Source organism: Cellulomonas humilata (genome assembly GCF_030814415.1).
GTDB lineage: Bacteria > Actinomycetota > Actinomycetes > Actinomycetales > Cellulomonadaceae > Cellulomonas > Cellulomonas humilata_A.
On sequence record NZ_JAUSVB010000003.1, the window covers coordinates 72,593 to 99,054 of the forward strand.

At 72.4% G+C, this 26,462-nt stretch carries 22 protein-coding genes; 8 read left to right on the plus strand and 14 right to left on the minus strand.

Features of this window, described 5'->3' with window-relative positions; translation table 11 throughout:
* Nucleotides 1-2 precede the first annotated feature (2 nt).
* Genes J2X26_RS11360 through J2X26_RS11375 form a run of 4 tightly spaced genes read left to right on the plus strand, consistent with a single transcriptional unit; the run spans nt 3 to nt 4,895 of the window.
* The gene (locus J2X26_RS11360; protein ID WP_307492347.1) at nt 3-2,084 is read left to right on the plus strand and encodes a sensor histidine kinase; all 2,082 of its coding nucleotides are present in this window, start codon (nt 3-5) and stop codon (nt 2,082-2,084) included.
* A complete protein-coding gene (locus tag J2X26_RS11365) occupies nt 2,081-2,473 on the plus strand; it encodes a response regulator transcription factor (RefSeq protein ID WP_307492348.1) in 393 nt (130 codons plus the stop codon). Before J2X26_RS11360 ends, J2X26_RS11365 begins: the two co-directional genes overlap by 4 nt.
* A gap of 8 nt (nt 2,474-2,481) precedes the next feature.
* Nucleotides 2,482-3,483: a HEAT repeat domain-containing protein gene (locus J2X26_RS11370; protein WP_307492350.1), complete on the plus strand. Its 1,002-nt coding sequence runs from the start codon at nt 2,482-2,484 to the stop codon at nt 3,481-3,483.
* A complete protein-coding gene (locus J2X26_RS11375; protein ID WP_307492352.1) occupies nt 3,480-4,895 on the plus strand; it encodes a glycosyltransferase family 2 protein in 1,416 nt (471 codons plus the stop codon). The genes J2X26_RS11370 and J2X26_RS11375 overlap by 4 nt, the downstream gene beginning before the upstream one ends.
* Here J2X26_RS11375 and J2X26_RS11380 read toward each other — a convergent pair.
* The 4 genes from J2X26_RS11380 to J2X26_RS11395 form a co-directional block, all read right to left on the minus strand.
* Nucleotides 4,888-5,787 (minus strand): carbohydrate ABC transporter permease, encoded by a 900-nt coding sequence (locus J2X26_RS11380; protein WP_307492354.1) that lies wholly within the window; start codon nt 5,785-5,787, stop codon nt 4,888-4,890. The genes J2X26_RS11375 and J2X26_RS11380 overlap by 8 nt on opposite strands.
* Entirely contained in the window at nt 5,787-6,713 is a 927-nt protein-coding gene (locus J2X26_RS11385; protein ID WP_307492356.1) for a carbohydrate ABC transporter permease, read from the minus strand. The genes J2X26_RS11380 and J2X26_RS11385 overlap by 1 nt, the downstream gene beginning before the upstream one ends.
* A 35-nt stretch (nt 6,714-6,748) precedes the next feature.
* The gene (locus J2X26_RS11390; protein ID WP_307492357.1) at nt 6,749-8,044 is read right to left on the minus strand and encodes an ABC transporter substrate-binding protein; all 1,296 of its coding nucleotides are present in this window, start codon (nt 8,042-8,044) and stop codon (nt 6,749-6,751) included.
* A gap of 62 nt (nt 8,045-8,106) precedes the next feature.
* Complete coding sequence (locus J2X26_RS11395; protein WP_439897857.1) at nt 8,107-9,765, minus strand: glycoside hydrolase family 13 protein; 1,659 nt, start codon at nt 9,763-9,765, stop codon at nt 8,107-8,109.
* A gap of 81 nt (nt 9,766-9,846) precedes the next feature.
* On the opposite strand from J2X26_RS11395, the gene J2X26_RS11400 reads away from it, so the two are divergent.
* The gene (locus J2X26_RS11400; protein WP_307492360.1) at nt 9,847-11,061 is read left to right on the plus strand and encodes an ROK family transcriptional regulator; all 1,215 of its coding nucleotides are present in this window, start codon (nt 9,847-9,849) and stop codon (nt 11,059-11,061) included.
* 38 nt (nt 11,062-11,099) lie between these two features.
* Nucleotides 11,100-11,462: a hypothetical protein gene (locus tag J2X26_RS11405; RefSeq protein WP_307492362.1), complete on the plus strand. Its 363-nt coding sequence runs from the start codon at nt 11,100-11,102 to the stop codon at nt 11,460-11,462.
* Here J2X26_RS11405 and J2X26_RS11410 read toward each other — a convergent pair.
* Nucleotides 11,459-12,664 (minus strand): low temperature requirement protein A, encoded by a 1,206-nt coding sequence (locus J2X26_RS11410; protein ID WP_307492363.1) that lies wholly within the window; start codon nt 12,662-12,664, stop codon nt 11,459-11,461. The genes J2X26_RS11405 and J2X26_RS11410 overlap by 4 nt on opposite strands.
* A gap of 56 nt (nt 12,665-12,720) precedes the next feature.
* Complete coding sequence (locus J2X26_RS11415; RefSeq protein ID WP_307492365.1) at nt 12,721-13,185, minus strand: phage tail protein; 465 nt, start codon at nt 13,183-13,185, stop codon at nt 12,721-12,723.
* 87 nt (nt 13,186-13,272) lie between these two features.
* On the opposite strand from J2X26_RS11415, the gene J2X26_RS11420 reads away from it, so the two are divergent.
* Complete coding sequence (locus J2X26_RS11420; protein WP_307492366.1) at nt 13,273-13,923, plus strand: DNA alkylation repair protein; 651 nt, start codon at nt 13,273-13,275, stop codon at nt 13,921-13,923.
* A gap of 1 nt (nt 13,924) precedes the next feature.
* Here the strand turns inward: J2X26_RS11420 and recD are convergent, their stop codons facing one another.
* The 5 genes from recD to J2X26_RS11445 form a co-directional block, all read right to left on the minus strand.
* Complete coding sequence (gene recD, locus J2X26_RS11425; protein ID WP_307492368.1) at nt 13,925-15,613, minus strand: exodeoxyribonuclease V subunit alpha; 1,689 nt, start codon at nt 15,611-15,613, stop codon at nt 13,925-13,927.
* Nucleotides 15,610-18,903 carry a UvrD-helicase domain-containing protein gene (locus tag J2X26_RS11430; protein ID WP_307492371.1) on the minus strand — a complete coding sequence of 1,098 codons (3,294 nt, stop codon included), beginning with the start codon at nt 18,901-18,903 and terminating at the stop codon, nt 15,610-15,612. The genes recD and J2X26_RS11430 overlap by 4 nt, the downstream gene beginning before the upstream one ends.
* A complete protein-coding gene (gene recC, locus J2X26_RS11435) occupies nt 18,900-22,223 on the minus strand; it encodes an exodeoxyribonuclease V subunit gamma (RefSeq protein WP_307492373.1) in 3,324 nt (1,107 codons plus the stop codon). Before recC ends, J2X26_RS11430 begins: the two co-directional genes overlap by 4 nt.
* 76 nt (nt 22,224-22,299) lie before the next feature.
* Nucleotides 22,300-22,800, minus strand: coding sequence for a hypothetical protein (locus J2X26_RS11440; RefSeq protein WP_307492375.1), 501 nt, complete (start codon nt 22,798-22,800; stop codon nt 22,300-22,302).
* 99 nt (nt 22,801-22,899) lie between these two features.
* On the minus strand, nt 22,900-23,100 hold the full coding sequence (locus tag J2X26_RS11445) for a hypothetical protein (RefSeq protein ID WP_307492376.1): 201 nt from the start codon (nt 23,098-23,100) through the stop codon (nt 22,900-22,902).
* 93 nt (nt 23,101-23,193) lie between these two features.
* On the opposite strand from J2X26_RS11445, the gene J2X26_RS11450 reads away from it, so the two are divergent.
* Nucleotides 23,194-23,808 carry a CGNR zinc finger domain-containing protein gene (locus J2X26_RS11450; protein WP_307492378.1) on the plus strand — a complete coding sequence of 205 codons (615 nt, stop codon included), beginning with the start codon at nt 23,194-23,196 and terminating at the stop codon, nt 23,806-23,808.
* Between the two features lie 5 nt (nt 23,809-23,813).
* Here J2X26_RS11450 and J2X26_RS11455 read toward each other — a convergent pair whose 3' ends face one another.
* From J2X26_RS11455 to J2X26_RS11465, 3 genes are read right to left on the minus strand one after another with little or no spacing between them, the layout of a single operon-like run.
* Nucleotides 23,814-25,010 (minus strand): acetyl-CoA C-acetyltransferase, encoded by a 1,197-nt coding sequence (locus J2X26_RS11455; protein WP_307492379.1) that lies wholly within the window; start codon nt 25,008-25,010, stop codon nt 23,814-23,816.
* Nucleotides 25,007-25,669 carry a 3-oxoacid CoA-transferase subunit B gene (locus J2X26_RS11460; protein WP_307492381.1) on the minus strand — a complete coding sequence of 221 codons (663 nt, stop codon included), beginning with the start codon at nt 25,667-25,669 and terminating at the stop codon, nt 25,007-25,009. Before J2X26_RS11460 ends, J2X26_RS11455 begins: the two co-directional genes overlap by 4 nt.
* A complete protein-coding gene (locus tag J2X26_RS11465) occupies nt 25,666-26,430 on the minus strand; it encodes a CoA transferase subunit A (RefSeq protein WP_307492383.1) in 765 nt (254 codons plus the stop codon). The genes J2X26_RS11460 and J2X26_RS11465 overlap by 4 nt, the downstream gene beginning before the upstream one ends.
* Nucleotides 26,431-26,462 lie beyond the last annotated feature (32 nt).

Genomic DNA, 26,462 nt, shown 5'->3' on the forward strand with positions numbered 1-26,462 from the left:
ACGTGGCCACAGCGAGGCTCCACACCGAGACGGCCGAGGCCGGGCATCGAGCGGACGCCCACCTGTGGCGTGCGGCTGCGTGGTTCGCGGCCGCCCTGTGGGCCACCTACGTGCTCGTCCCGAGCGAGCACACGGTCCTGCGCGGCCTGGTGCTGTACCCGCTCGGCGACGTCGCCGCGGTGGTCGCCGTCGTCTACGGGGTCCGCCGGTACCGGCCGCGAGCGCCCGGGGCGTGGCTGCTGATCGCCGGAGGGCTCGCCTCGTTCACGGTCGCGGACGTCATGCTCGCCATCCTCGAGGTGCAGGGCACGCAAGGCTTCCCGTCGGTCGCGGACGTCTTCTACCTCTTGGCGTACCCCCTGTTCGCGGGCGGGCTGGTGGTCGCCAGCAGGGCCGGGTTCCGGGAGGGCGGACGGGGCACGTTCATCGACGCCGGGATCATCACCATCGCCGCGACGCTGTTCGCGCTCCTCTTGATCACCTCGACGTACATCGCCGACCCGGACCTGTCCCTGGCCGCGGCGATCGTGGCCAGCGCCTACCCGTTGGCCGACGTGCTGCTGCTGGCCGTCACGGCACAGTTCCTGCTGTCCACCAGCTGGCGACCGCTCGCGCTGCGGCTCCTCACCGTGAGCCTCGCCCTGATCCTCGTCGGCGACATCTTCTACAGCGTGCAGGAGCTGTACACCTCCGGCGGGGACAAGAGGCTGGCCGACGCGCTGCTGCTCGCCGGGGTGCTCCTCCTGGGGCTCGCCGGCCTGCACCCCTCGATGACTGCCCTGACCGCCACGGCCGGCGAGGTGACGCTGCCGCGCTACAGCGTGCGTCGGGTGGTCTCGCTGTACCTGATCAGCCTGGTCCCGGTCGTGGTCCTCACCATCCAGGCCCTGACGGGGAGAGTGGACTACGTCTGGATCACGCTCCTCGCGATGGTCGCGATCGCGGCGCTGGTCGTCACCCGCTTCGTCGACCTCGTCGGGCGGACCCTGCGGGCGGCCGAGCGCGAGGCCGCCCTGTCGCGCTTCGGCTCCGACCTGCTGTTCCGCTCCGGGCACGAGGAGCTCGTCACCACGGCACAGCGGGCGGCCGACGAGCTCGTCCCCGGTGGGTCGGCCCGGGTCATCGAGGCCGGGTCGGAGGCGATCGACGAGAGTGCCCTCTTCACGGCGCTCGTCGTGGTCAACGGCCGAGTGGTCGGCTCGGTGGTCGCGGACCAGCGCCTGACCGCCGAGCAGGGGACCCAGGACGCGCTCGTCACGGTCGCGCGCGGTCTGTCGCTGGCGCTGGAGCGCGACAGTCTCCTGGCCGCCGAGCAGGCGACCGCGGACAGCCTGGCGGAGCAGAACGCGCAGCTGCGCGAGCTGGACCGGATGAAGGACCAGCTGGTGAGCTCGGTCTCGCACGAGCTGCGTACCCCACTGACCTCGATCGGCGGCTACTCCGAGATGCTGCTCGGCCGGGAGTTCGGGGACCTCAACCACGACCAGCAGGACTTCGTCGAGGTCATCGACCGCAACGCCCGACGCCTGAACCGGATCATCGACGACATCCTGTTCGTCGCCCGGGTCGACGCGGGACGGTTGTCGCTGGAACGCAGCTGGGTCGACGTGGCCGCGGTCGCGGCGGTGTGCGTGGAAGCCGCGCTGCCCCGGGCCCGGCTCGGGGAGCTGACGATCGGGCTCACGGCGCCGGACGACCTCGAGCCGGTCTGGGCGGACCAGACCCGGCTCACGCAGATGTTCGACAACCTGATCACGAACGCGGTCAAGTTCACGCCCCCGGGCGGAACGATCACGGTGACCCTGAGCGGAGCTGAGGACATGGTGAGCGCACAGATCGCCGACACCGGCATCGGGATCCCACCGGGCGAGGTCGACCGGCTGTTCGAGCGGTTCTTCCGCGCCTCGACGGTCGGTGCGGTCGACGGGACGGGCCTGGGGCTGAGCATCGTGAAGTCCATCGTGGAGGTCCACGACGGGACGATCGCGGTGACCAGCGCCGAGGGGGTGGGCACGACGTTCACGATCGAGCTGCCGGTCCGCCTGCCGGCGACGCGCCCGGCCGAGACGGAGGCTGCCGAATGAGCACGGAGGCGTCGTCGCCCCAGCCCGTGATCCTGGTCGCCGACGACGACGAGGACATCCTCCACCTGCTCACGTTCCGGCTGGAACGGTCCGGCTACACGGTGGTGAGCGCCAGGGACGGCGAGGAGGCGCTCCGGGTGGCCCGGGAGCACGTCCCCGACCTGGCCGTGCTGGACGTGCGGATGCCGAAGCTCGACGGGTACGAGGTGACCCGGGCGCTACGGGCCGACGAGGCGACGCGCCGGATGCCGATCATCCTGCTGACCGCGAAGGTGCAGGACGGGGACGTCCAGCGCGGCTTCGACGCCGGTGCCGACGACTACGTGCGCAAGCCGTTCAGCCCGCAAGAGCTCCGCTCCCGGGTGCAAGCCATCCTCGGCCGTCGGTAGGCCCGCACGTGACCCTGGTCTCCGTCGTCCTGGTCCTGGCCCTGGCCGGCGTGGCGTTGGTGCTCGCCCTGATCGTGCTCCGCACCTGGCGGAGCGCGCGGGACCGGCGACTGCGCGACGTGGCCGAACGCCTGCGGCCCGCGGCGATCGAGCTGGTGGACACCCCGGACGCCGAGCCGCCAGCACTGACGGGCACCGAGGCCCGGGTGTTCGCCGAGCTGCTGGCGCACTACTCACGGATGCTGCGAGGTGACGACGACGAACGGATCGGCGCGTACTTCGAGGCCTCCGGCGCGGTGGACCAGCTGCGGCTCCGGCTGCGCAGCCGCCGGTTGCGACGTCGGGTGGGGGCCGCGTTCGGCCTGGGTGACATGGCCTCGGAGCGGGCGATCCCGGATCTGCTGCTCGCACTCGACGACCCCAGCGTCGACGTCCGGGCCGCGGCGACCAGGAGCCTCGGTCGCCTGGGCGCCACCGCTGCGGTCGAACCCCTCATCGGCGCCTCCGTCGCGCAGCGGGTACCGCGATCGGTCACCGGTGCGGCGCTGCTCGAGATCGGCCCCGCCGCGGTGCCCCACCTGCTGGACCTGCTCGACCACCCCGACGCGCACTTCCGCGTGCACGCCGCCGACCTCGTCGGGCTGCTCGGTTCGGCCGACGCCGCCGACGTGCTCCTGCCTCGGCTGCGCGACGCCTCCTCGGAGGTCCGCGCCGCCGGGGCCGCCGCGATGGGGCGGCTCGGCGCCAGTGCCGGGCGGGACCAGCTGATCGACCTGCTGGCGGACCGGGTGCCGTTCGTCCGGGCCGCCGCCGCCCGCGCGCTCGGGCAGATCGGGGGTCGGTCGGCGGCGGCCGCGCTGCTCGAGGTGGCCCGGCACGACGAGTTCGACCCGGCCGCGGAGGCCGGCAGGGCACTGGCGCGGATCGACCCGGAGCTGGTGCTGTCCTGCGCGGAGGACCCCGACGCAGGGCCGCACCTGCGCGAGGCAGCGGACCGGTTGGCGCTGTGAGCCTGCTCGAGGCGGCACTGGTCGCGTTCTCCGTCGCGTCGTTCGTGTACTTCGTCATCATCGACCTCCTGTACCTGCTGCTCACGGGCCTCGCGTGGAACGACCTGCGGGGGACGATCTGGCGGCGCCGCTACCTGGGGCTCGACGAGGCGTTCGCGTCGCCGCTGACGCCGGGCATCTCGGTGATCGTCCCGGCCTTCAACGAGGAGGCGGGTATCGTCGAGAGCGTCCGGTCGCTCCTCGGGCTGCGCTACCCCCAGCACGAGGTCATCGTCGTCAACGACGGGTCGAACGACGGCACGATCGCCGTGCTGGTCGCGGCGTTCGACCTCGTGCCGGTGCGTCAGGCGCTGCGCGAGGGGATCCCCACCGCACGGGTCCGGGCCGCCTACGCCTCGCGGTCCCACCCGGACCTGCTGGTGCTGGACAAGGAGAACGCCGGCCGTTCCGACGCGATCAACGCGGGCGTGAACGCGGCCCGGCACCCCTACGTCTGCATGATCGACGCGGACTCCCTGCTCGAGCACGACGCGCTCCTGCGCATCGCCAAGCCGTTGCTGGACCACCCCGAGTCCGTGGTCGCGGCCGGCGGCACCGTCCGGGTGGCGAACGGCTGCGAGATCGACCACGGTCAGGTGCAGGCGGTGCGGCTCGGCCACAGCAGGCTGGCGACGATCCAGACGCTGGAGTACATCCGCGCGTTCCTGGTGGCCCGCGTCGGATGGGGTCGCCTGCACGCCCTGGGGCTCATCAGCGGCGCCTTCGGCATCTTCGACCGGTCGCTGCTGCAGACCGTCGGCGGGCTGTGGACGGGCACCGTGGGGGAGGACCTCGAGCTCACCCTGCGCCTGCACCGGCACCTTCGGGAGCGGGACGAGCCGTACCGGGTCGTGTTCGTCGACGACGCGGTCTGCTGGACCGAGGTCCCCGAGGACTTCGCCACGCTGGGCGGGCAGAGACGCCGCTGGCAGCGCGGCCTGTACGAGGCGCTCCGCCGGCACCGGGTCATGATCGGCAACCCCCGGTACGGTCCGATCGGCCTGGTGTCCGCGGTGTACTTCGCCTTCTTCGAGTTCCTCAGCCCGATCTTCGCCCTGCTCGGCCTGCTGGTCAGCGTGGGGCTGTACGCCTCCGGCGCCGTCTCCACGGGGTACTTCGTGTCGTTCCTCGCCGTCTCGATCGGGATGGGCGTGGTGCTCTCGACCTTGGCGCTGGCGATCGACCAGGTCGGGTACGGACGGTACGAGCGCCGCACGGACGTGGCGCGACTGCTCGCCTACACCGTGCTCGAGAGCGTCGGGTACCACCAGCTGCACAACGTCTGGCGGTTCCTGGGGTACGTGGACATCGCCCGCGGCAAGACCGACTGGGGGGTGCAGAAGCGCCGCGGGCTGGCCCGGCCTCCTACTTGATCGCCCCCTGCGTCACCCCGGACATCACCCAGCGCTGGGTGAACAGGTACACGATGATCGCGGGCGTCATGGCCATGAGGTAGGACGCGAACGCGACGTTGTAGTTGCTGCTGAACTGGGTCTGGAAGATGTTCTGCAGCACCGGCAGGGTCTGGAGCGTGGAGTCGGCCGTGATGAGCGACGGCATCATGAAGTCGTTCCACGAGGCGAGGAACGCGAAGATCGCGACGGTCGCGCTCATGGGCGCCATCATCGGGAAGACGATGCGCCGGAACACCACCCAGGTCGTCGCACCGTCCAGCCGGGCGCTCTCCTCGAGCTCCTCCGGGAGTCCTCGGATAAAGGCCGTGAACAGCAGGACGCTGAACGACAGCTGGAACATCACGTGCAGGAGCGCGACGCCGACGGGGTTGGCGAGGCCGACCATCCCGGTGAGCTTGACCTGGGACAGGGCCAGGACCGGGAACGGCAGGAACATCGCCGCCAGCAGGTAGAAGAACGACCAGCGGAAGAACTTGTGGTCCCAGTTGCGCGCGATGGCGTAGGCCGCGAAGGCCGCGAGGATGACGGTGCCGACGACGGTCACCGCGGTGACGAACACCGAGATGGCGAACGCGCGGGGGAAGTCGGTGAGCTCCCACGCCTGGACGAACCCGTCGACGCTGAGCGGGGACGGCAGGGAGAAGACCTGCCCGTCGACGGACTGCTCGGTGGTCTTGAAGGCCATCGTGACCGTCGCGTAGAGCGGCACGATGACGGCCAGCGTGCACAGGACGAGGACGACGGTGGTGCCCCAGCTCGGGCGGTCCTCGCCGCCCTTGCCGAGGAAGCGCCGGCGGGTACGGATCGGTACCTGGGCGGGGGTCGTGGTGACCAGGGTCTGCGCAGTCATCAGAACGCGCTCCTTCCGCGGTTGAGGCGTAGCTGGATCACGGCGAGGACCACGGCGATGAGGAAGAAGATCGTCGCGTTGGCCATCTGGTAGGCGTAGTCGCCGCCGGTGAAGCCGGAGAAGATCGTCATGGCGACGCTGCGGGTCGCCGTGCCGGGACCGCCGTTGGTCAGGCCGACGATGATGTCGTAGGCGTTCAGGAAGTTCTTGAAGCCGATGACCAGGTTGATGACGACGTACCCCGCGACGAGCGGCAGGGTGATGGAGATCAGGCGTCGCAGCGGGGACGCGCCGTCCATCGACGCCGCCTCGTAGACCTCGGCCGGGATCGACAGGATCCCCGCGATGTAGATGAGCAGGGCGCTGGGGATCGCCTGCCACGCCGTGACGATGACGATCGTCACCCAGGCGAGGTCGGGGTTGGCCAGCAGGCTCTGCTCGAGGGCCGTGATGCCCACCGCCTGCCCGAGCTGCGGCAGCGAGTTGGAGAACAGGAAGTTGAAGACGTAGGCGATGACGATGCCCGAGATGACCATCGGCAGCACGAACGCTGCGCGCAGCGCGACCTTGCCCCGGATCTTGGCGGTCAGGCCGACGGCCAGGAGGAACGCGATCAGGTTCACCAGCAGCACCGTGACGAGGGCGAACCCGATGGTGAACAGGTACGAGCTGCGGATCGCCGGGTCCGAGAACAACGCCACGTAGTTGGTCAGGCCGATGAACTGGAACTCGCCGAAGCCGACCGAGTCGGTGAAGCTGAAGGTGATGCCCATGATCGCCGGCAGGGTGATGCAGAGCGTGAAGAGGACCAGCGTGGGCAGCAGGAACAGGTAGAACGTCCGGTTGACCCGGGGGCGACGTGCTCTGATCGGCGTCGGTGCCGCGACGTCGCGGCTCCTCGGCCGGGTGGCAGCTGCAGTGGCCATGAGATGTCTCCGTTCGAGGGTGTGGGGCCGAGTCGTCAGGAACGGAAGGCCAGGCGCCGCCAGTCGGCGTCGAGGGTCCGCAGGATGGGCTCCGGGTCGGCCCCGGAGGCGAGCGACTGCGTGTAGTTCTGCAGCGGGATCGACTGCGGGACCAGCTGCGACGCGCCCAGGTAGAAGGCCGCGTCGTCGTAGTACTCCTTGAGCTCCACGAGCGTCTCGTTGGTCACCGGGGCCGCGTCCTTGGTCACGCCGAAGCCCAGCGCCTGGGCGTTGTAGGCGTCGATGACGTCGGGCTGCATGAGGAAGCTCAGGAACTCGCGCGCCGCCTCCTTCTTCGTGGAGCCCTCGGGGATCCACAGCGCGAGGTCGATGTTGACCCGCACCTTGCGGTCCGCCGGGTCGTCCGTCATCGGCAGGGGGAACGCGCCGACGTCGAGATCGGGGTTGGACTTCGCGATCTCCCCGATCGCCCACGGACCCTGCAGGTACATGGCCGCCTCGCCGTTCGCGAACGCGAGGTTCCCGTCCCCGTAGCCGCGGCTCGCCGCGTTGTCCTGCGAGTACGGGACGAGCTGCTGCATCTGCTGGACCGGCGCGAGGAACTGCTTCTCGAACGACACGGGGGAGTCGGGGCCGACGTTGGTGCCCTGCCGCTTGATCTGGTTGAAGAACGTGGTGGTGTCGACCGTGCCGCCGACCGAGTAGTCGAAGGGACCCTGCGCGATCGTCCACGGGTCCTTGAACGTGCTGTAGAGCGGGGTGACACCCGCGGCCGCGAGTGTGTCGCACACGGCGATGAGCTCGTCCCAGGTGGTCGGGACCGTCAGGCCGTGGTCCGCGAAGATCTGCCGGTTGTAGAGCACGGCCGCCGCCATGAGCGAGTACGGGATGACGCTGGTGCGGTCCGGGTAGGTGGCCGTGACGTCGATGAGCGGCTTGAGCTCGTCGAGGATCCGGCCGGCCTCGGGCATGTCCCCGAGGTCGCTGAGCGCTCCCCGCTCCACGTAGCGGGAGACCTCGAAGTTGTAGTTGAGGCAGCCGATGTCCGGCGGGGACTCCCGCACGAACGTCCCCGCCAGGTTGGACGCGGAGTCGTGGCGCACCCGGACGCGGGACTGGGTCTGGTGGAACTGGTCGATGAGCTCGTCGAAGTAGCCGATCACCTCCGGCTTCGACTGGTAGAAGACGATCTCGGTGGGACCCGAGCCAGAGCTGCGCGCGCACGACGCGAGGGCGAGGCTCGCGCCAGCGACCCCGATCCCGCGCAGGAAGTCGCGTCGGCCCAGCTGAGCCGACATGAGGGGGGACATCGAGGGGGAACTGGACGTCATGCCTTCGCCTCCATTGGTCGAAGTCGGACGAGAGCCGGGGGAGCCGCGGCCCGCGTGTTTCGTCAGCCGCCGTGTGCGCCGTCCTGCTGAAGCCAGACGGTCGTCTCCGCTGGTACCTCTCGCCCCTCTACTGGAGCGCTGGACACGATCACGGAGCCGGCCGGCATCGGCACCGGCGAGCTCCCGAAGTTGGTCACGGACACCCAGCCACCGGGCCGCGTGAAGGCGACGACCGTCGGGTGCGTGGGCGTGAGCCAGTCCAGGGTCTCCCCGGTCTGCAGACGGCGCCTCTCGGCGAGGGCCCGCCGGTAGAAGCTCAGGGTCGACGTCTCGTCGGACTCCTGGCGCTCGACGGCGAAGCGACCGAAGCCGGCGGGGACCGGCAGGTGCGCCAGCTGGTCGCCGAAGCCGAGCGTCGGGCCGTCCGCCGACCACGGCAGCGGCACGCGGCAGCCGTCCCGGCCCTTCTGCTCGCCGCCGGAGCGGAGGTACGTCGGGTCCTGCAGAGCTTCCGCAGGCAGGTCCGCCACCTCGGGCAGGCCCAGCTCCTCACCCTGGTAGAGGTAGGCGGACCCGGGGAGCGCCAGCGTGAGCAAGGTCGCGGCGCGGGCGCGACGACGACCGCGCTCGTCGTCCGCCTGCGGCTCGGCGCCGTCGTGGTTGAGCCACGCGACCAGGTCGGTGCCCTCCGGCAGCGCGTACCGGGTGGCGTGCCGCACCACGTCGTGGTTGGACAGCACCCACGTGGACGACGCGCCCGACTCCTGGGCGAGCTCGAGGTTCTTGTCGATGATCGCCGTGAACGTCGTCGCGTCCCACCCTGCCTCGAGGAGGTCGAAGTTGAACGCCTGGCCCAGCCCCTCCGGGGAGGCGTAGCGGGAGCGCCGGTGCGCGGGCACCCACGCCTCGGCGACGGCGGTACGCGGCGGGTCGTACTGGTTGAACAGCCGGCGCCACTCGCGGTAGATGTCGTGGACCTCGTCGCGGTCCTCGAGCGGGTGGGCATCCCCCCAGATGTCGGCCTCGAGGTCCGCCTGGCTGGCGAAGGGCTCGGTGAGGTCCTTGGCCAGCGCGTGCGCGACGTCGATGCGGAACCCGTCCACCCCGCGGTCGGCCCAGAACTTCAGCGTCGTGAGGAACTCCTGGCGCACCTCGTCGTCGGCCCAGTTGAGGTCGGGCTGCTCGGGAGCGAACAGGTGCAGGTACCACTCGCCGTCGCCGACGGGCTCCCAGGCGGGGCCGCCGAACGTCGAGGTCCAGTCGCTGGGCGGCAGCTCGCCGTGCTCGCCGCGGCCCGGTCGGAAGATGTAGCGCTCGCGGGCCCGCGAGCCCGGCCCGGAGGCGAGCGCCTCCTGGAACCACACGTGCCGGTTGGAGGTGTGGTTCGGGACGATGTCGACGATCAGCCGGATACCCGCGCGGTGGAGGGCGGTGCGGAGCTCGTCGAACTGCTCGAGCGTCCCGATCCGCGGGTCGACGTCGCGGTAGTCGTCGACGTCGTAGCCGCCGTCGGCCAGCGCGGACGGGTAGAACGGGCTCAGCCACACGGCGTCGACACCCAGCTCGCTCAGGTAGGGCACCTTGCCGGTGATCCCGGGCAGGTCGCCGATGCCGTCGCCGTTCGAGTCGGCGAAGCTGCGCGGGTAGACCTGGTAGACCACCGCCTGCCGCCACCATGCCGCATCGGGCGGGGTCGAGGTCTCGTCGAGCTCTGACAGCACCGTCACTCCATCCTCCGGTTTGATGTAGGTCCTAAATTTAACTCCCGGCACTAGAGTGACGCTGTCGACCGAGGAGGTCAAGTGGTGGATCGGGTCCCGGTGTCGTCTCGGCACCTGCGCGAGGCGAGTGCGCGTCTCGTCCTCGACCATCTGTGGGACGCGGACGACGTCACGGGCTCAGCGCTGATCGATGCCACCGGGCTCTCGCGGGCCACCGTGCACGGCGTCTGCGACGAGCTCATCGAGCAGGGCTGGGTCACCGAGCTCGAGAGCCTGCGTGCCGCGGACCATCGCAACGGGCGGCCCGCCCGCCGCTACGCCTTCGACGCCCGCGCCGGTGTCGTCGTGGGTGTCGACGCAGGTCAGCACCGGATCAGCGCGACCGTCGCCGACCTCCGCGGGGCGACGCTCTCCCGCACGGTGCTGCCCGTCACACCGCAGGACGGCACCCCCACTCGCAGGCTCGCCCTCATCGAGGAGGGCATCCTCGCCGCCCTGGCGGACTCGGGTGCAGACCTTCGGAGCGTGCTGGCCGTAGCGGTCGGCGTGCCCGCCCCCGTCGACCGGGACGGCCGCACCGTCTTCCAGGACAACCCGTTCTGGGAGCTGATGAACCCCGACATCGCCCTGCACCTGCGCGACCGGCTCGGCTGGACCACCCTCACCGACAACGACGCGAACCTCGCCGCGGTCGCCGAGCACTGGCAGGGGCACGGCCGCGACGCGCGGTGCCACATCACCCTGCTCGCCGGCGAGCGGTTCGGCGCCGGTGTCGTCGACGACGGACGCCTGCTGCGCGGCGCCCACGGCGGTGTGGGGGAGATGCGCTACCTGGACTTCGTCGAGGGCGTCGGGTCGGCGGACGGGATCGCGGCCATGGTGCGCGACGACGCCCGCGCGCAGCTGGCCCGCCTCGACGGACACACGGGCTCGTCGCTGCAGGACATGGACCCAGCGACGCTGGACGCCGCGAGCGTCTTCGCTGCCGCCCTGGACGAGGACCCCCTCGCCGTCAGCGTCATCGAGCACGTGGCGGGGCGGCTGGCACGCATCGTCGCCACGTTCGCGAGCATCTACGACCCGGAGCGCGTCATCATCGCGGGCGCCGTCGCCGAGTCCAGTGAGCCGCTGCTGGAGCTCGTGCGGCACGAGCTCGACCGGTACGTCGACCCCCCGGGCATCCAGGTCCTCGCGTCCGGGCTGGGTCGGGACATCGTGACCGTCGGAGCCGTCAAGCGGGCACTGGACCACGTGCGCGAGAACGCCCTCGACATCGTGCCCGCGGAGCTGCGCTGACCCTGTCCGGTTCATGCGAACTTGGCTAGCGTCGGCCTATGACGACTCTCCTGGAGAAGCTGGCGGACTCGGTGTCGTCCTGGGGGGCGACCTTGGCGTACGGCGAGAAGGTGACGCTGGGCAGCCATGAGCTCGTCCCGGTCGCGCTCGTCGGTTTCGGCTTCGGCGGGGGCGAGGGGTCCGGCGACGTGCCGGACGGGACCGATGGCGCGACAGGCAGGGGCGAGGGGAGCGGCGGCGGTGGCGGTGGCTACGCGGTGCCGATCGGCGCCTACGTCGGCGGTCCGGACGGGCTGACGTTCCGGCCCAACGTCATCGCCCTGATCGTGGTCTCCGCGCCGTTGGTCTCAGCGGCCGGTGTGGCGATCGCGCAGGTCGTCCGCGCGTTCCGGGCTCGCTAGGTGAGTGCTCGCTCGACGGCGGCGGCTTCGCGGCGGTACCCGAGCGTCTCGTAGCCGACCACGACGACCGCGGGCGCGACGGTGACGACCACGAGGCACAGCCCGATCGGCGCGCCCGCGGCGGCAAGGCCGATCGCCCCCAGCAGGATCGCGACGCACCCGGCGACGAGGCCGGTGAGGAACGCGTCGACCTGGCGCAGGAGGTAGGTCCGCAGGGCGAACAGCGTCACCGAGAACACCACGGCAGGCACTGCCACCGAGACGATCGCCCCGGTCACACCGATCTCGGCGTGCCCCTCGATGACCGAGGCGGCGACGTGCAGCCCGGCACCGATGGCCGCGATGGCACCGAGGACGACGATCTGGCCGTAGCCCCACACGAACGACCGTTCGCGGTGCCGAGCGAGGATCTCCCCGGACGGCACGAGGAAGTACGTCCACCAGAGGCCGAACGTGATGCCGACACCCGCGACGACGACCATCACGGCGTCCGTGCTCCAGCCCTGCTGGTCCACCAGCGCCGACACGGCAGCCACGGTGCCGAAGATCCCCTCGCCGAGCGCGATGATCGCGAGCAGCCCGTAGCGCTCGGCGATGTGCAGAGGGTTCCACGGCGTTCCCGACGACCGGCGTTCGGCGATCACCGGGCAGGCGGCCTCGAACACGAAGAGCAGTGCGGCGCAGAGGAAGAAGCCGAGCGCGGACTGCTGCGCGACGGCCAGCACGATCCACGCGAGCTGCGCGACCCCCACGAGGACCACATAGGCGAGGGCGGTGCGGCGGCGGTCGGGATCCTGGACCGCGACGCGGAGCCACTGCGCGATCATCGCGACCCGCATGACCACGTAACCGGCGACGAGCACGCCGTTGTCGACGCTGCCGCCGGCCTCCAGGGACCCGAACATGGCCGGGAGCCCGAGCGTGAAGACGACGACCCCGATCATCTGGACCAGGGTCAGGATCCGGAACAGCCAGTCGTCCGTGTCGTAGGCCGACGCGAACCAGGAGAAGTTGATCCAGGCCCAGCACGTGGCGCCGATGGCGAAGACGAAACCGAGGACGCCCTGGGCCGCGTGGCCGTCCACGACGAGGTGCGCCAGCTCGTCGGCCGCCTGCCCGAAGGCGACGACGAACGTGAGGTCGAAGAGCAGCTCCAGCGGCGAGGCAGCCCGATGGTCCGCCCCCGGGTCGCGCCCGGTCATCCGCGCGAGGCGGTGCCCCCGGGTCGACGCTGGCCGACCGTCGTCCTGCACGGCAGTCAGTGCTCGTTCTTGATCACGAAGAACGAGCCGCGGATCGTGCCGGCCAGCGTGGACTTCTGCCGCGCGAACTTGAAGCGCTCCGCCAGCTCCTCGGGAACGTCCATGCCGTCCGACAGCTTGAACCCCACCGCACGCTTCGACCCCTCCGCCAGGCCGTACAGCACGTTGATCGACAGCCCGGACTCGTAGAACACGTACGCCCACCGGGTCCCGTCGACCACGAACTGCGTCGCCTCGAGCGGGCGGGCCGAGATCACCAGGTCGCGCTCGTCCTTCAGGATCCCGTGCACCCACTCGACGGTGTCCGTCGCCTCGCTCGCCGGGTCCACGGTGAATACGTGGTCGTACTTGTTCGTGAAGTAGCGCGCCTCGTTGGCGCGCAGCCCAGCGAGTGCGTCGGCCACCGGAGAGGACTCCAGCCCCTCGGTGGACACCTCGACGAAGTTGACGGCGTACGACACGTGAACCCCTCCCAGCGGCGACCTGACACGGGGGAGACTATCCGCGGGCGGTTTCCGACGTCGTCCGCCGACGGACGGAGACCCGACGTGCAGGCATCCGAGGTGCTGGCCCTGCTGCAGGAGCACGCGTCGGCGGACGCGCGTGCGCAGCTGGGTCCGCGGTACGGGATCCACGTCGACGAGGCCCTCGGGGTGTCGATGGCGGACATGAAACGCCTCGCTCGTCCTCTCGGACGCGACCACGCTCTCGCGGCCGAGTTGTGGTCGACCGGCGTCTACGAGGCGCGCGTCGTCGCCGGGCTCGTCGACGACCCGGCCGTGGTGACGATCGAGCAGATGGACTCCTGGTGCGCGGACTTCGACAGCTGGGCGATCTGCGACACCGTGTGCTTCACGCTCTTCGACGGTGCACCGGATGCCTGGAGCCGGCTCGAGCCGTGGGCCGCCGACGAGGCGTTGTTCGTGCGCCGCGCGTCCTTCGCCCTGCTGTGGAGCCTCGCGCTGCATGACCGCGCCGCCGCGGACGACAGCTTCCGCGCCGGGCTCGACCTCGTCGAGCAGCACGCGACGGACGAGCGCCCGCTGGTGAGCAAGTCGATCTCCATGGCGCTGCGCGCGGTGGGCAGACGCAGCCCGGACCTGCGGGCGGCCGTGCTGTCGACAGCGAGCCGGCTCGGCGACTCCGACAGTGCCCCGGCGCGACGCGTGGGTCGGACCGCTCTGCGCGACTTTCGCTGAGTCAGCGCGGCTCGCGCAGGCCGCTCGCCCGGCGGACGGGGCGCTCGACGGCGGCGCGGATGGCGTCCTCGGTGCCGATGACGCGGACGTGCTCGCGGGCGCGGGTGACTCCGGTGTAGAGCAGCTCGCGGGTGAGCAGCGGGGACGTGGCCGGTGGGAGCAGGAGCGTGACGCGGGCGAACTGGCTGCCCTGGCCTCGGTGCACCGTCATCGCGTGCACGGGTTGGACGGCGGGCAGGCGGTAGGGGCGGACGAGGCGCGGGTCGTCGGGTTCGCCGAACGCGACCACGACACCGCCCAGTCCGTCGGAGATCACCACGCCGGTGTCGCCGTTGTACAGGCCGCTCGCGCGGTCGTTCTCGGTGACGAGGAGCGGTCGGCCCAGCGGCCACGCACCTGTGCCGGAGCCGACCCACGCCTCGGCGGTGGCGGCCCAGTGGGCCAGGCCGAACGGGCCCTCCCGGTGGGCGACCAGGAGGCGGTGGGCGCCCAGCGCCCGGAGCGCGGCGGGGGCGTCGCCGGCGTGCGCGGCGTCCACGAGCGCGCGGCCGCTGGCCTCGACGTCGGCGCGGAGCCCGGCGACGTCCTGTGCAGTCAGGCGGTCGTCGGTCGGCTCCACCAGGGACCGGTGCTCGTCGCCGGAGCGCAGCAGGGCGAGGGTGGTGTCGGCGTCGCCGCGCCGGATCGCTTCCGCGAGCGCGGCGAGGGCCGGTCCGTAGCGGTGCGCGTGGGTGAGGCGGACGACGCCGCGGGGCAGCGCGGCGACGAGATCGCCGAGCACAGCGCCCGCTTCGACGCTGGCCAGCTGGTCCGGGTCGCCGACGAGCACCAGCCGGGCGGTCGGCCGGAGCGCCTCGACCAGTCGCGCCATCAGGGACAGGGACACCATCGAGGACTCGTCGACGATGACGACGTCGTGCGGGAGCCGGCGCAGGCGGTCGTGCTTGAAGCGGGTGGTCGTGCCGGGGCGCCAGCCGAGCAGGCGGTGCAGGGTCGTGGCGTGCAGCGAGTCGACCCCGTCGAGCCCGGCGACCTCCGCGTTGACCGACTCCTGGAGACGGGCCGCAGCCTTGCCGGTGGGGGCTGCGAGGGCGACGCGCAGGCCGGGTCCGGCGGCGGCCTGGAGCGCGGCGACCAGGCGGGCGACCGTCGACGTCTTGCCGGTGCCGGGTCCGCCGGTGAGAACGGTGAGGTGCGACGTCGCGGCGGTGCGGAGTGCCTCTCGCTGGGCGTCGTCGGTCGGCGACGGGTACAGGCGGTCGATCGTCGACGCGAGCGCGACCGGGTCGGCGGGCGCCGGTCGGGCGAGGCGCTCGCGCATCGCCGACCGGATCGTCTGCTCGTCGCGCCAGTAGCGGTCGAGGTAGACGCGGCCGTCGACCCAGCGCAGCGGGCGGTCGGCGGGTCCGTCCGGGCCGTCGGCGACGAGCGGGCTGCGGCGGACCGCCTCGTGCCACCTGTCCACGGAGGGCCACGGGCCGTCGTCGAGGACCACGCAGACGGATCCGCCGCGCAGCGCCTGGACGGCGAGCGCGGCGGCGAGCAGGACGCGTTCGTCGTCCTCTCCGCCGATCGCGCCCAGGCGTCGGGCGACGTGCACGTCGGCGGAGGTCAGCTCGGTCAGGCTCCCGAGCAGACCGGTCACGCGCCACGGGACGGTCGCGGCGTACGGGTCGTCGGCGATCGTCATGAGCCCGCCAGCAGGTCGGAGAGGGCGACGACGAGCGCGGCCGGCGGGCGCCACGACACGACGCCGAACGGGACGCCGTCGACGGACGGGGTGGTCGGGCCGGCCATCCCGCGGAGGAACAGGTACAGCCCGCCGCCGAGGTGCGACGCCGGGTCGTAGTCCGGGAGCCGCCAGCGCAGGTAGCGGTGCAGCGCCGCGGAGTACAGGAGGAGCTGCAGCGGGTAGTGGGCGTCCATCATCGCGGCGAGCGTCGACGACGGGCGGTAGTGCCACAGGGTGAGCGGTTCGTCGAACGTGCCGAGGCGGTTCGTCTTGTAGTCGACGACGAGGTAGCGGTGCCCGCCCGGCGCGTCGGCCGGGACGCGCAGTACCGCGTCGATGGAGCCCGTCAGGTACCCGCGCAGGCTGGTGGTGGAGAGGGAGTCGAGGTGGTCGGCGTAGGGGGCGAACGGGTCGTCCGCAGGCAGGTGCGTGCGCAGCAGGCCGGCGACGTCGCGGACGGTCGTGGCGGCTCGGCGGGAGCCTGTGTCGCCGCCTGCGAGCGGGAGCTCGAAGTCGAGCTCGGCGAGGCGGTCACGCGGGCTGATCTCGGCGAGAGACAGGTCGCCGGCCAGGGGGCTGAGCGGGGTGTGCAGTGACGGGAGCAGCGCCGATGCCGTCGCCGCCGGGTCGGTCGCCAGCAACGCGCCCGCCTCGACGCAGCGGGCCGTGAGCTCGGTGACCAGGTCCGCGGCGCTCGTGTCGACGAGCTCCAGCACGCGGTGGGCGAAGGTGCCGAAGGTGGTGCCGGACGGCAGGTCGGCCATCGGGGAGGGGATGTCGCGGCCGAGGTCGTCGGCGGTGTCGGCGGTGACCGGGGTGCCGGTCGCGCCGTCGGGTTCGTCCTGCACCCCGGGCGACTCCGGCTCGCTCCCGACGCGACCGCTGTCGTGCGCGGCGGTCGTGAGCGCCGAGTACGAGGTCCGGCGCCACACCACGTCGGGCCGTCGATCGAGCGTCGCTGCGCGCAGGTCCACGGCCGGCATCGCGGGTGGTGCCCAGGGGCCGGCCGGCGTCGCGGCCGTCACGACCTCGACCTCGAGGGTGTCGGTCGCGAGAGCCCGCAGCGCGGCCGTCGCCACCGCGTCGGTCGTCGACCTCACCAGCTCGGCGGGGTTCCCGTCGGCGTCGCGCTTGCTGAGCAGGAGCCGCGTCAGGGCGCCGCGGGGGGAGTTCGCCGACGGTGCCCACCACGCGACGACCTGGCTGGTGGCGCGCGTCAGGGCGACGTACGCGAGGCGCAGACCCTCGCCGTCATCGGCTGCAGCACCGGCCGCGCGGGCCTCGTCGTACCCCGGGCTGCCCTTGCCGCCGACGTGCAGCAGCCGGACGTCGGCGCTGTCGTACCCGATGGTCGCGGGGCTGGGGGGCGAGTACTTGTCCCAGAGGAACGGCACGAGCACGACGGGGAACTGCAGCCCCTTGCTCGCGTGCACGGTGATGACCTGGACGGCCGCGGTGTCGGTCTCGAGGCGTCGGCTGCGCTCCTCCGCGTAGTCCTGGCCGGCCTCGTCGACCCGGGCACGCAACCACTCGAGCAGTGCCGCCGCGCCGAGCCCGTCGTCCGTCGCGGCCGCGTGCAGCGCCTCGCCGACGTGCCGGACGTCGGTCAGCCGGCGCTCGCCGTCCGGCAGACGCACCAGCCGCTCGCGCAGGCCCGCGGCGGCGGTGGCCTCCAGCAGGGACGCGACGCCGTGGTCGTCGAGCACGCGCGACCACGTGCGCAGCAGGTCGGCGAGCTGGTCGCGACGCTCGTCGGACGCCTCCGCCAGCTCGGACGTGGTCCAGCCGACGAACGGGGTGAGCGCGGCGGCCGACACGAAGCCACCGACGCCGGGGCGCGCCAGCGCCGACAGCAGGACCAGCCAGTCACGGGCCGACGGTGTCGCGAAGACGCTGGAGAGCATCGAGATGACGGCCGGCACGCCGACGGACGCCAGCGCACGCTGCACGGCGACGGCATCCCGGTTGACGCGGGTGAGCACCGCGATGTCGCCCGGCTCGACCGACCGCCAGCCGTCGTCGTCGGCCAGCTGCTCCTCGCCCAGCGTGCGCAGGACCTGCGCGGCAACGTCCGCGTACACGAGCTCGCGGACCTTGCCGACGGGCGGGTTGGCCGTGCCGTCCGCCGCGCCCAGGGCCGCCCGGGTGATCTGCCGGACGCGCACGGCCGGTCCGCCACGCAGGCGCCGACCCGTCCGCGCGGGCTCGATCGGGTGGACCACGATGCGGTGATCGCCCAGCGCGGTGCCGGACAGGATCGGTGCGAGCCCGTCGAGGACGTCCGGATCGGCCCGCCAGTTGCGGTGCAGCGTCTGGGTGGACGCCACGGCACGGGCGCGCAGGTACGTGGCGACGTCGGCGCCGCGGAACCGGTAGACGGCCTGCTTCGGGTCCCCGATGAGCACGAGGGTCCGGTGCCCGTGGAACGCGGTCCGCAGGATGTCCCACTGGACCGGGTCGGTGTCCTGGAACTCGTCGACCATGACGATGCGGTACCGCGAGCGGACCCGTTCCCCGGCGGCGGGTCCCGTCTCCGGGTCGGTCAGCGCGTCGCGGAGCAGCACCAGCAGGTCGTCGTAGTCGAGCACCCGCAGCGCGCGCTTGCGCCGCAGGAGCTCGCGGCGGGCGGCCGTGGCCAGGCCGTACGAGTCACGTGCCCGCGCCGACGTCGCGTCGGCAGGTTCCAGCGTCGCGGCGGCGTCGCTGATCGCCTCGTGCGCGATGGTGCGGGCGTCCTGCACGGACAGCGTCGGGGAGTCCGTGGACGCGTACTTGCGCAGGTAGAGGTCGTCGACCACCTCCGCCTCCAGGGACGCGATGTCCGGGACCAGCCGCGCGTCGGGCTCGACGTCACCGAGCGTGCCCAGCGACGTGAGCATCTGCTGGCAGAAGCCGTGCGTGGTGGTGATCGTCGCGGCGTCGAGCTCCGCGAGCGCCACCGCGAGGCGTTGCGCCCGGGCGCTGCGGTCGGTGCCGGCCAGCAGGGTGATGACCGGGTCTGCGGAGACCGTGCCGCTCCGGAGTGCGCGCTCGACCTCGACCAGGCGCTCGCGGACGCGTTCGCGCAGCTCGGAGGTGGCCAGCCGGCCGAACGTCACGAGCATGAGCTCGGGCAGGCGCGCGACGCCCTCGGCGACGTACCGGGCGGTCAGCGACGCGATCGTCGTCGTCTTGCCCGTGCCCGCGCTGGCCTCCAGCACCACGGTGCCCTGCGGAAGAGGGCCGCACACGTCGAACGGCTCGATCATCCGACCTCCTCGTGCGCGATGAGGTCGGACCAGAGGGCCATGGACAGCGCGCCGAAGCGCGTGGACTCCGGACCGGTGACCTTCTCGACGAGCAACCGGTCGAACCTGACGGGGTCGCCGAACGCGAGCAGGTGGTAGTCGTCGACGGCCTCGAACCCACCACGTCCCGCGGCCGCGTCCTCGGCGGTCCCGAGCTCCGTGCGCGCGCTGGTCAGCGCGTCCGCCTCGTCGCCACCGCCGGTGCGCGGGTGGGCGTACGCCAGGCTCGTCGCCAGCGGCAGGGGGAGCGGGCCGCACATGGCCTCGTCGTGGAGAGTGACGAGCCGGCGCAGGATCTCGTGGGGCTGCTCGGGAGCGACGAGCCGGGCGACGCGCGACGGGCGGACCTGCCCGCGACCGACCGTCACCGCCTCGAAGGTGCGGTCGGGGAACGCCGCCGACAGCGCGAGCAGCTGCACCCACGCGCGCAGGCGGTGCTTGGCGCCGAGCCGGGAGAAGACCGTGCGGACCAGGACGTCGCCGTGCACGCCGTTGACCGTGCCCGTGAGCACGCGTCCGTCCTGCAGCGGGATCGTGACGTCGATGCTCGTCGCGGGCTCGACCAGGTACCTCGCCGATGCCGCGAGCAGCGGCTCGACCTGCCCACGGATCTGCTGGAGCGTGACGCCGCCGAGCGTGGACGGCGGCATGTGACCGCGGCGCCGTTCGGCCGCGCCGGCGTCGTCGAGGGAGATGCCGTCCAGCGCGGCCTGCAGCAGCCGGTCGCCGACGGCCCAGCGGTCGAGGCCGCCCAGCTCCAGGGGGAGCCGGTCGTCGAGCTGCGGCTCGTCGCCGGGCAGGGTCGCGCCGAGCCGGGTCCGGATGAACGCCCGCACCGGGTGCTCCAGGGTGGACGCCAGGTCCTCGAGGTCGAGGTGGTCGCTCTCCGGAGGGTCCAGCCGCGTCGGTTGGTCGGGCGCGTCAGCCCGGCGTCGGGTGAGCGCCGCGGCGAGGTCGAGCACGTCGAAGCTGAACGGTTCGGCCCGGCCCAGCCTGCCCGCCACGAAGTTGCGCTCGTCGACGGTCTGGAGCGGGTGGTGGACCACCTGGTCTCGCGCGGTCCTGCCCTCGGGGTAGGTGACGGCACCGTCGAGGGCGTCGAGCAGCTCGCCGACGGGGACCGCGGGCGGTTGCGTCGCGCCGGTGCGCTCGTCGGCCCCCGAGTACACGACGACCAGGTGCTGCTGCGCGCTCGTCACCGCGTCGAGGAACAGCTGACGGTCCTCCTGGCGTGCGTCACGCTCACCGACGAGCGGGTCGCGCGCGAGGACGTCGTCGCCGTCGCGGCCGGACCCGCGCGGGAACGCGCCGTCGTCCATCCCGAGCAGCGCGACCACCCGGTGCGGCACCGCGCGCATCGGCGCGAGCGAGCACACCGTGAGCGCGCCCGTGCGGAAGTTCGCCCGGGTCGGCCGCCCGGCCAGGTGCGGCTCGAGCAGCGCGACGACGTCCGCGAGGCGCAGCGTGGTGCTCGTCGCGGTCCGCACGGCGTCGATGGCCCGGGCGGCCTCCGCCTGCTGCCAGCGATCGGCCGGGGCGACGTCGGTGAGCAGGTGGACGGCGCGGTCGAGCGAGCGGAACCACTCGGTGGCGGGGCGCGCCCCGGCGAGCTCGTGGAGGGTCGCGGTGAGCCGGTCGACGAACTCCGCCAGCCGCCCGACCAGGTCCACGTCGCTCGAGCCGACGTCGTCGACGGGCAGGACGGTGCCGACGAAGCGCTGGTCCTCCTCGGCCATCGCCACCCCGAGCAGGAGCCGGTCCAGCGCGGTCGCCCACGTTCCCTGCGGGAGTGAGCCCAGCTGGTAGCGCTCGCGCCGCGAGACGTCCTCGCCCCACCGCACCCCCGACTCCAGCGCCCACGCCCGCACGCGGTCGAGCTCCTCGTCGTCGAAGCCGAACCGTCGGCGGACCGGCGCCTGGCCGGCGAGGTCGACCACCGCCGACGCCCCGACGCGCGAGTCGGCGAGCTCCAGCAGGGTCGCGACGACGGCGAGGACCGGGTTGGCGCTCCGCGGTGCACGGTCCGCGATCCGCACCCGCAGCGTGCGGCCGGGGTGCTCGGGGGCTCCGTCGTCGACCCCGGCCGCCGGCCCGAACGCGGCCTCCACCAGCGGCGCGAACGTCTCGACGTCCGGGCACATCACGATCACGTCGCGCGGTTCGAGGGTGGCGTCGTCCGCGAGCAGGCCGACGATCACCTCGCGCAGGACCTCGACCTGGCGTGACCGGCCATGGCAGGCGTGGACCTGGACCGACCGGTCGCTCGGTGTGGCGTCGTGCTTCGGGCCGGTGGCGAGATCGTCGGCGATCCGGTCCTGGAGGGCGCCGAGCGACGTGTCCGGCCGTGGTGAGGACGGGAGGATCGCGATCTCGCGGTCGAGCCGCAGGACGCGCCTCGCGAGCTCGGTCGCGTCGCCCGCCATCGAGGCGAGCAACGGGTGCGTCGCCGGTGTCGGCACGTCGGACCGTCGGATCGATCCGCTCGGGGTCAGCCCTCTCCAGAGCGCGAGCGACGGTTGCGGCAGCCACAGGTGGACCTCGCGATGCTCCGCGAGGGCGTCGAGCACCCGCAGGTGGCCCTCCGGGAGCGCGGTCGCGCCGAAGACCGAGAGCCGTGCCGGCAGGTCGACGACCGCCGGGTCGGCTCTCAGCCGTTCCACCGCCGCCTCGAGCCGCTCCGCCGGCGACGGCTCGTCGACTGCGTCGCGGACCTCCCGCCACAGGCGCGGCTGCCAGAGGAGATCGTCGGGGAGGGGTGCGCCGAGACCGTCCTCGTCGCGCCCGTCCGCCCACGCGCGCAGCATCTCCGGGCGCTGTACGTCGTACGTGCCGAACAAGCGGGCGACTCGCTGGGCCAGCCGGAACCGGCGACCGCGGCGCACCTCGTCCTGGTCGTCACCGAGATAGCGGCTCACCGTGCGGAGCCAGTCGGCTCCGTGCTGGGCGTCGATCGCCGCCAGGACGTGCCAAGGAAGCTCGGCCGGGCTCCACGGATCCTCGTCGGCGGTCGTGGCGAGCGCGTCGCCCACCAGCCGGTGCGGTGACGGGAACAACACGTTCGCGCAGATGCCGTCCCCCGCGGCCGTGCCCAGCCGGTGGGAGAGCCGCTGCGCGACCCAGCGCTCCACGCCGCGCGTGGGGACCGCGACGACGTCGGGCGCGAACGGGTCGGCAGGGACGGTCGCGAGGACGTCCGCCAACGCGTCGACGAGGACGTCCGTGCGCTCCGCGACGTGCACGCGCAGGCCCGAGGCGGTCGACGTCGACTCGGCCTGGGTCACGCTCGGCACTCTAGCGACGACACCACGACGGGCAGAGGTCACTCCGCTCGTTGTGGATCACCTGGCCCTTTCGGGCTCAGGTCACGGGGCCGGTACGCCTCTCCTCGGCGACGACGGGATTCGTGGGCCTCTCCTCGGCGACCGGGGAGCTGGTGGGCCGCTCGTCGACGACGACCGGGTTGGTGGTTCGCTCCTCGACGGCAACCGGGTTGGCGGGCCGCTCCTCGGTGACCACGTCCGGGTCGATGCGGTCCGCCGTGCTCAACCGCTCGTCCAGCTCGGACCGTGCGCCGCTCGCCTCGGCGGTGCGAGCCTGAGCCTCGGTCTGCAACGCGGCGGCGTCGGCTGCCCGGGCGTCGGCCTCGGCCTGCGCCAGTCGTGCTTGGGCGTCCAGCCGGGCGGCCTCAGCCTCGCGGCGCTCGACCTCGACCTGGTCGGCGGCGGCCTTCTCGCGGATCTCCTGGGCGCGTGCGCGTTCGGCGTCGGCCCGGCGTGACCCGCTGCGTCGGCTCAGGACGACGGCCGCGACGATCAGCAGGACGACGGCGACGACGATGATGATCCAGACGGTGTCCATGGTTCTCCTCCTCGGAGCTCGACCCCCCGCGGTCGATTGGACTGCCGTCCGGGATCACTCGCAACCGGGGGAGCCTGCTCGCCGAGTGCACCGACGCGTTCAGCGGTAGATCGCGCGTGGGCCCCCGACGGGGTCGAGCTTCTCCGCCGCCCGCCGCAAGGTGGCTGCGACGTGCGGCCGCAGGCTGCTGCTGCGGCGTCGTCGCCGAGCCTGTTCCGGGAGCACCGGCGCATCCGGCATCGCCGAGTGCTGCAGGTTCCACGTGGCCCTCGCTCCGATGAACGCCAGTGCCTCGATCATGATCGCCTCCGCTACCGGTGAAACGAGTTATACCGGTAGCCTACCTCTGCGCTACCATCAAAACAAGGTATGCAGGAATCGGAGGTGGTGACGGTGGAGCGACTTCCCGAGCTCGTCGGTGGCGCACTGTGCCTCGACGTCGCGAACTCGGTGGACGGACGGGTCCTCGAGGTCCCGCTGGACTACCTCGCCACCTACGCCGACCTCGTCGACTGGGCGATGCGCGCCGGTGGCGTGTCCGCCGCGGAGGCGGGGGAGCTGCTGACCCGTGCGGACGCTGATCCCGAGGCCGCGAGGGACGAGCTGATCCGCGCCCGGACGCTCCGGGAGTCCGTGTTCGCCCTCTTCTACGGGCACGCCACCGACGGAGTCGCCGACGCCGGTCACGTCGCAGCCGTGCAGGAGGCGTACACCGACGCGCTCCGGCACGGCCGACTCGCGCCCGGCGCCGCCGGTCTGCGCTGGACGTGGGAGCCCGACCTGCGGCTACCCCGCTGGCTCGTCGCGCAGTCGGCGATCGAGCTGGCGACGAGCGCCTCGCTCGGCCGGGTCAAGGCGTGCGCGTCGCAGGACGGCTGCCAGTACCTCTTCGTCGACACGTCGAAGAACGGCAGCCGCCGGTGGTGCAGCATGACGGACTGCGGCAACCAGGCGAAGTCGAAGCGCCTCACCGCGCGGCGCCGCGCGGATCGCACCGGAGCCCGCTGAGCCGCTCAGTCGCGTGAGATCAGCAGCGCCTCGCCCTGCCCGCCTCCGCCGCACAGGGCGACCGCCGCACGACCCTGGCCCCGCCGCGCCAGCTCCATCGCGGCGTGACCCGCAAGCCGTGCTCCCGAGGCCCCGATCGGGTGCCCGAGCGCGATCGCGCCGCCGTGGATGTTCGTCTGGTCCAGCGGGTACGCCAGGTCGTCCAGCGACTGCACGACGACGGACCCGAACGCCTCGTTGATCTCGAGCAGGTCGACGGAGTCCAGCGACCACCCGGCCCTGCCGAGGGCTGCCGAGATGGCTGCCGACGGCTGCGAGTGCAGGGAGTTGTCCGGCCCGGCCACCTGTCCCGACGCACCGACGGTCGCGAGCCAGGTCAGCCCGTGCGCCTCGGCGACCTCGCGGGCCGCCACCACGACAGCCGCGGCTCCGTCGGTCAAGGGAGAGGCGTTGCCCGCGGTGATGGTCCCGTCGGCGGAGAACGCCGGCCGCAGCGACGCCAGCGAGTCGACCGTCGTCTCGGGCCGGATCCCCTCGTCCAGGGCGACGACCACGGGCGCACCCCGCCGCTGCGGCACCTCGACCGGGACGATCTCCTCGGCGAACACCCCGGACTGCACCGCCGCAGCGGCGCGCCGGTGGCTCTCGACGGCGACCCGGTCCTGCGCCTCGCGGGCGATCGAGAGCACCTTGTTGCCGCGCTCGGTCGACGAGCCCATCGACTCGCGGTCGAACGCGTCGGTGAGCCCATCGAACGCCAGGGAATCGACGGCCTGGATGTCGCCGTAGGTCCACCCGCGACGTGAGCCGGGGAGCAGGTGCGGTGCCTGGCTCATCGACTCCTGCCCGCCGGCGACCACCACGGAGGCCTCGCCGAGGCGGATCATGCGGGCCGCGTCGATGATCGCGGTCAACCCGCTGAGGCAGACCTTGTTGATGGTCGTCGCGGGCACGGTCCACGGGAGCCCAGCAGCCACCGCTGCCTGGCGTGCGGGGTTCTGGCCGGCGCCGGCCTGGACGACCTGACCCATGAGGACCTGGTCGACGAGCGAGTCCGGGACGCCGGCGCGGTCGAGAGCGCCCCGGATCGCGACGGCCCCGAGGGCAGCGGCGGACAGCGACGACAACCCGCCGTTGAGGCGAGCCATCGGCGTCCGCGCGAACGACAGGATCACGACCTCGCGGTCGGTCGACACGCTCATGACAGCACCATCTCCCGTACGTCGTCACCGATCACCAAGGTCACCTCGGACGTGGCCGCGACGACGTCGTCGACGGACACACCGGGCGCGCACTCCCGCAGGACGAGGCCGTCCGCACCGACGTCGAGCACGGCGAGGTCGGTGATGATCCGGTCCACCACGCCGACGCCGGTCAGCGGCAGCGTGCACTCGGTGAGGATCTTGGCAGACCCGTCGCGCGCGACGTGCTCCATGAGCACCACGATCCGGCGCGCGCCGTGCACGAGGTCCATCGCGCCGCCCATGCCCTTGACCATCTTCCCGGGGATCATCCAGTTGGCGATGTCGCCGGAGGACGACACCTGCATCGCCCCGAGGATCGCGACGTCGACCTTGCCGCCGCGGATCATCGAGAAGCTCACCGCGGAGTCGAAGTACGACGCCCCCGGCGCGATCGTGATGGTCTCCTTGCCGGCGTTGATCAGGTCGGGGTCGACGTCGTCGGAGAGCGGGTACGGACCGACGCCGAGCACGCCGTTCTCGGACTGCAGGACCACCTCGACGCCGGGCGGGACGAACCCCGGCACCAGCGTCGGCAGCCCGATCCCGAGGTTCACGTAGGACCCGTCGGCCAGCTCCAGAGCGGCCCGCGCCGCCATCTGCTCGCGCGTGAGACTCATGCGACCGTCCTCCGTTCGATGCGCTTGTCGGTGGCCTCGTCGGGTGAAAGTGCGACCACCCGGTCGACGAAGATGCCCGGCAGATGGATGGAATCGGGGTCCAGCGAACCGACCGGGACGAGCTCCTCGACCTCCGCGATCGTCACCGCACCGGCGGCCGCGCAGAGCGGGTTGAAGTTCCGGGCCGACGAGTGGAACACGAGATTCCCGTGCCGGTCCCCGCGCGCCGCACGCACCAGGGCGTAGTCCGCGGTGATCGCTTCCTCGCGGACGAACTCGTGCGCGACACCCCGCACGGTGAACGTCTCGACGGGCTTCGGGGGCGACGACACCAGCACCGAACCGTCGGGGGAGTACCGCCACGGGAGGCCCCCCGAGGCCACCAGCGTGCCCACGCCGGTGCGCGTGTAGAAGGCGGCGATCCCGCTCCCACCTGCACGAAGACGTTCGGCGAGCGTGCCCTGCGGGGTCAGCTCCACCTCGAGCTCCCCGGCCAGGTACTGCCGCGCGAACTCCTTGTTCTCGCCCACGTACGAGGCGACGATGCGCCGGATGCGACCGGCCTGCAGCAGCAGGCCGAGCCCCCAGTCGTCCACGCCGCAGTTGTTGCTCACGACCTCCAGGTCCTGGACGCCTGAGTCGAGCAGAGCGCGGATCAGCACGCTCGGGATACCGCACAAGCCGAACCCACCGACCGCGAGGGTCGCCCCGTCGGGGATGTCGGCTACCGCCTCGACGGCGGACTGGACGACCTTGTCCATTACTGCCTCCTGTCGACGACGTCATTGTGCGC

Coding starts and splice junctions, on each gene's coding strand:
- J2X26_RS11460 (WP_307492381.1), bottom strand. CDS start 25,669: ATGAGTCTCACGCGCGAGCAGATGGCGGCGCGGGCCGCTCTGGAGCTG.
- J2X26_RS11410 (WP_307492363.1), bottom strand. CDS start 12,664: ATGACCGGGCGCGACCCGGGGGCGGACCATCGGGCTGCCTCGCCGCTG.
- J2X26_RS11440 (WP_307492375.1), bottom strand. CDS start 22,800: ATGGACACCGTCTGGATCATCATCGTCGTCGCCGTCGTCCTGCTGATC.
- J2X26_RS11385 (WP_307492356.1), bottom strand. CDS start 6,713: ATGGCCACTGCAGCTGCCACCCGGCCGAGGAGCCGCGACGTCGCGGCA.
- J2X26_RS11445 (WP_307492376.1), bottom strand. CDS start 23,100: ATGATCGAGGCACTGGCGTTCATCGGAGCGAGGGCCACGTGGAACCTG.
- J2X26_RS11365 (WP_307492348.1), top strand. CDS start 2,081: ATGAGCACGGAGGCGTCGTCGCCCCAGCCCGTGATCCTGGTCGCCGAC.
- J2X26_RS11405 (WP_307492362.1), top strand. CDS start 11,100: ATGACGACTCTCCTGGAGAAGCTGGCGGACTCGGTGTCGTCCTGGGGG.
- J2X26_RS11430 (WP_307492371.1), bottom strand. CDS start 18,903: ATGATCGAGCCGTTCGACGTGTGCGGCCCTCTTCCGCAGGGCACCGTG.
- J2X26_RS11465 (WP_307492383.1), bottom strand. CDS start 26,430: ATGGACAAGGTCGTCCAGTCCGCCGTCGAGGCGGTAGCCGACATCCCC.
- recD (WP_307492368.1), bottom strand. CDS start 15,613: ATGACGATCGCCGACGACCCGTACGCCGCGACCGTCCCGTGGCGCGTG.
- J2X26_RS11390 (WP_307492357.1), bottom strand. CDS start 8,044: ATGACGTCCAGTTCCCCCTCGATGTCCCCCCTCATGTCGGCTCAGCTG.
- J2X26_RS11455 (WP_307492379.1), bottom strand. CDS start 25,010: ATGAGCGTGTCGACCGACCGCGAGGTCGTGATCCTGTCGTTCGCGCGG.
- J2X26_RS11380 (WP_307492354.1), bottom strand. CDS start 5,787: ATGACTGCGCAGACCCTGGTCACCACGACCCCCGCCCAGGTACCGATC.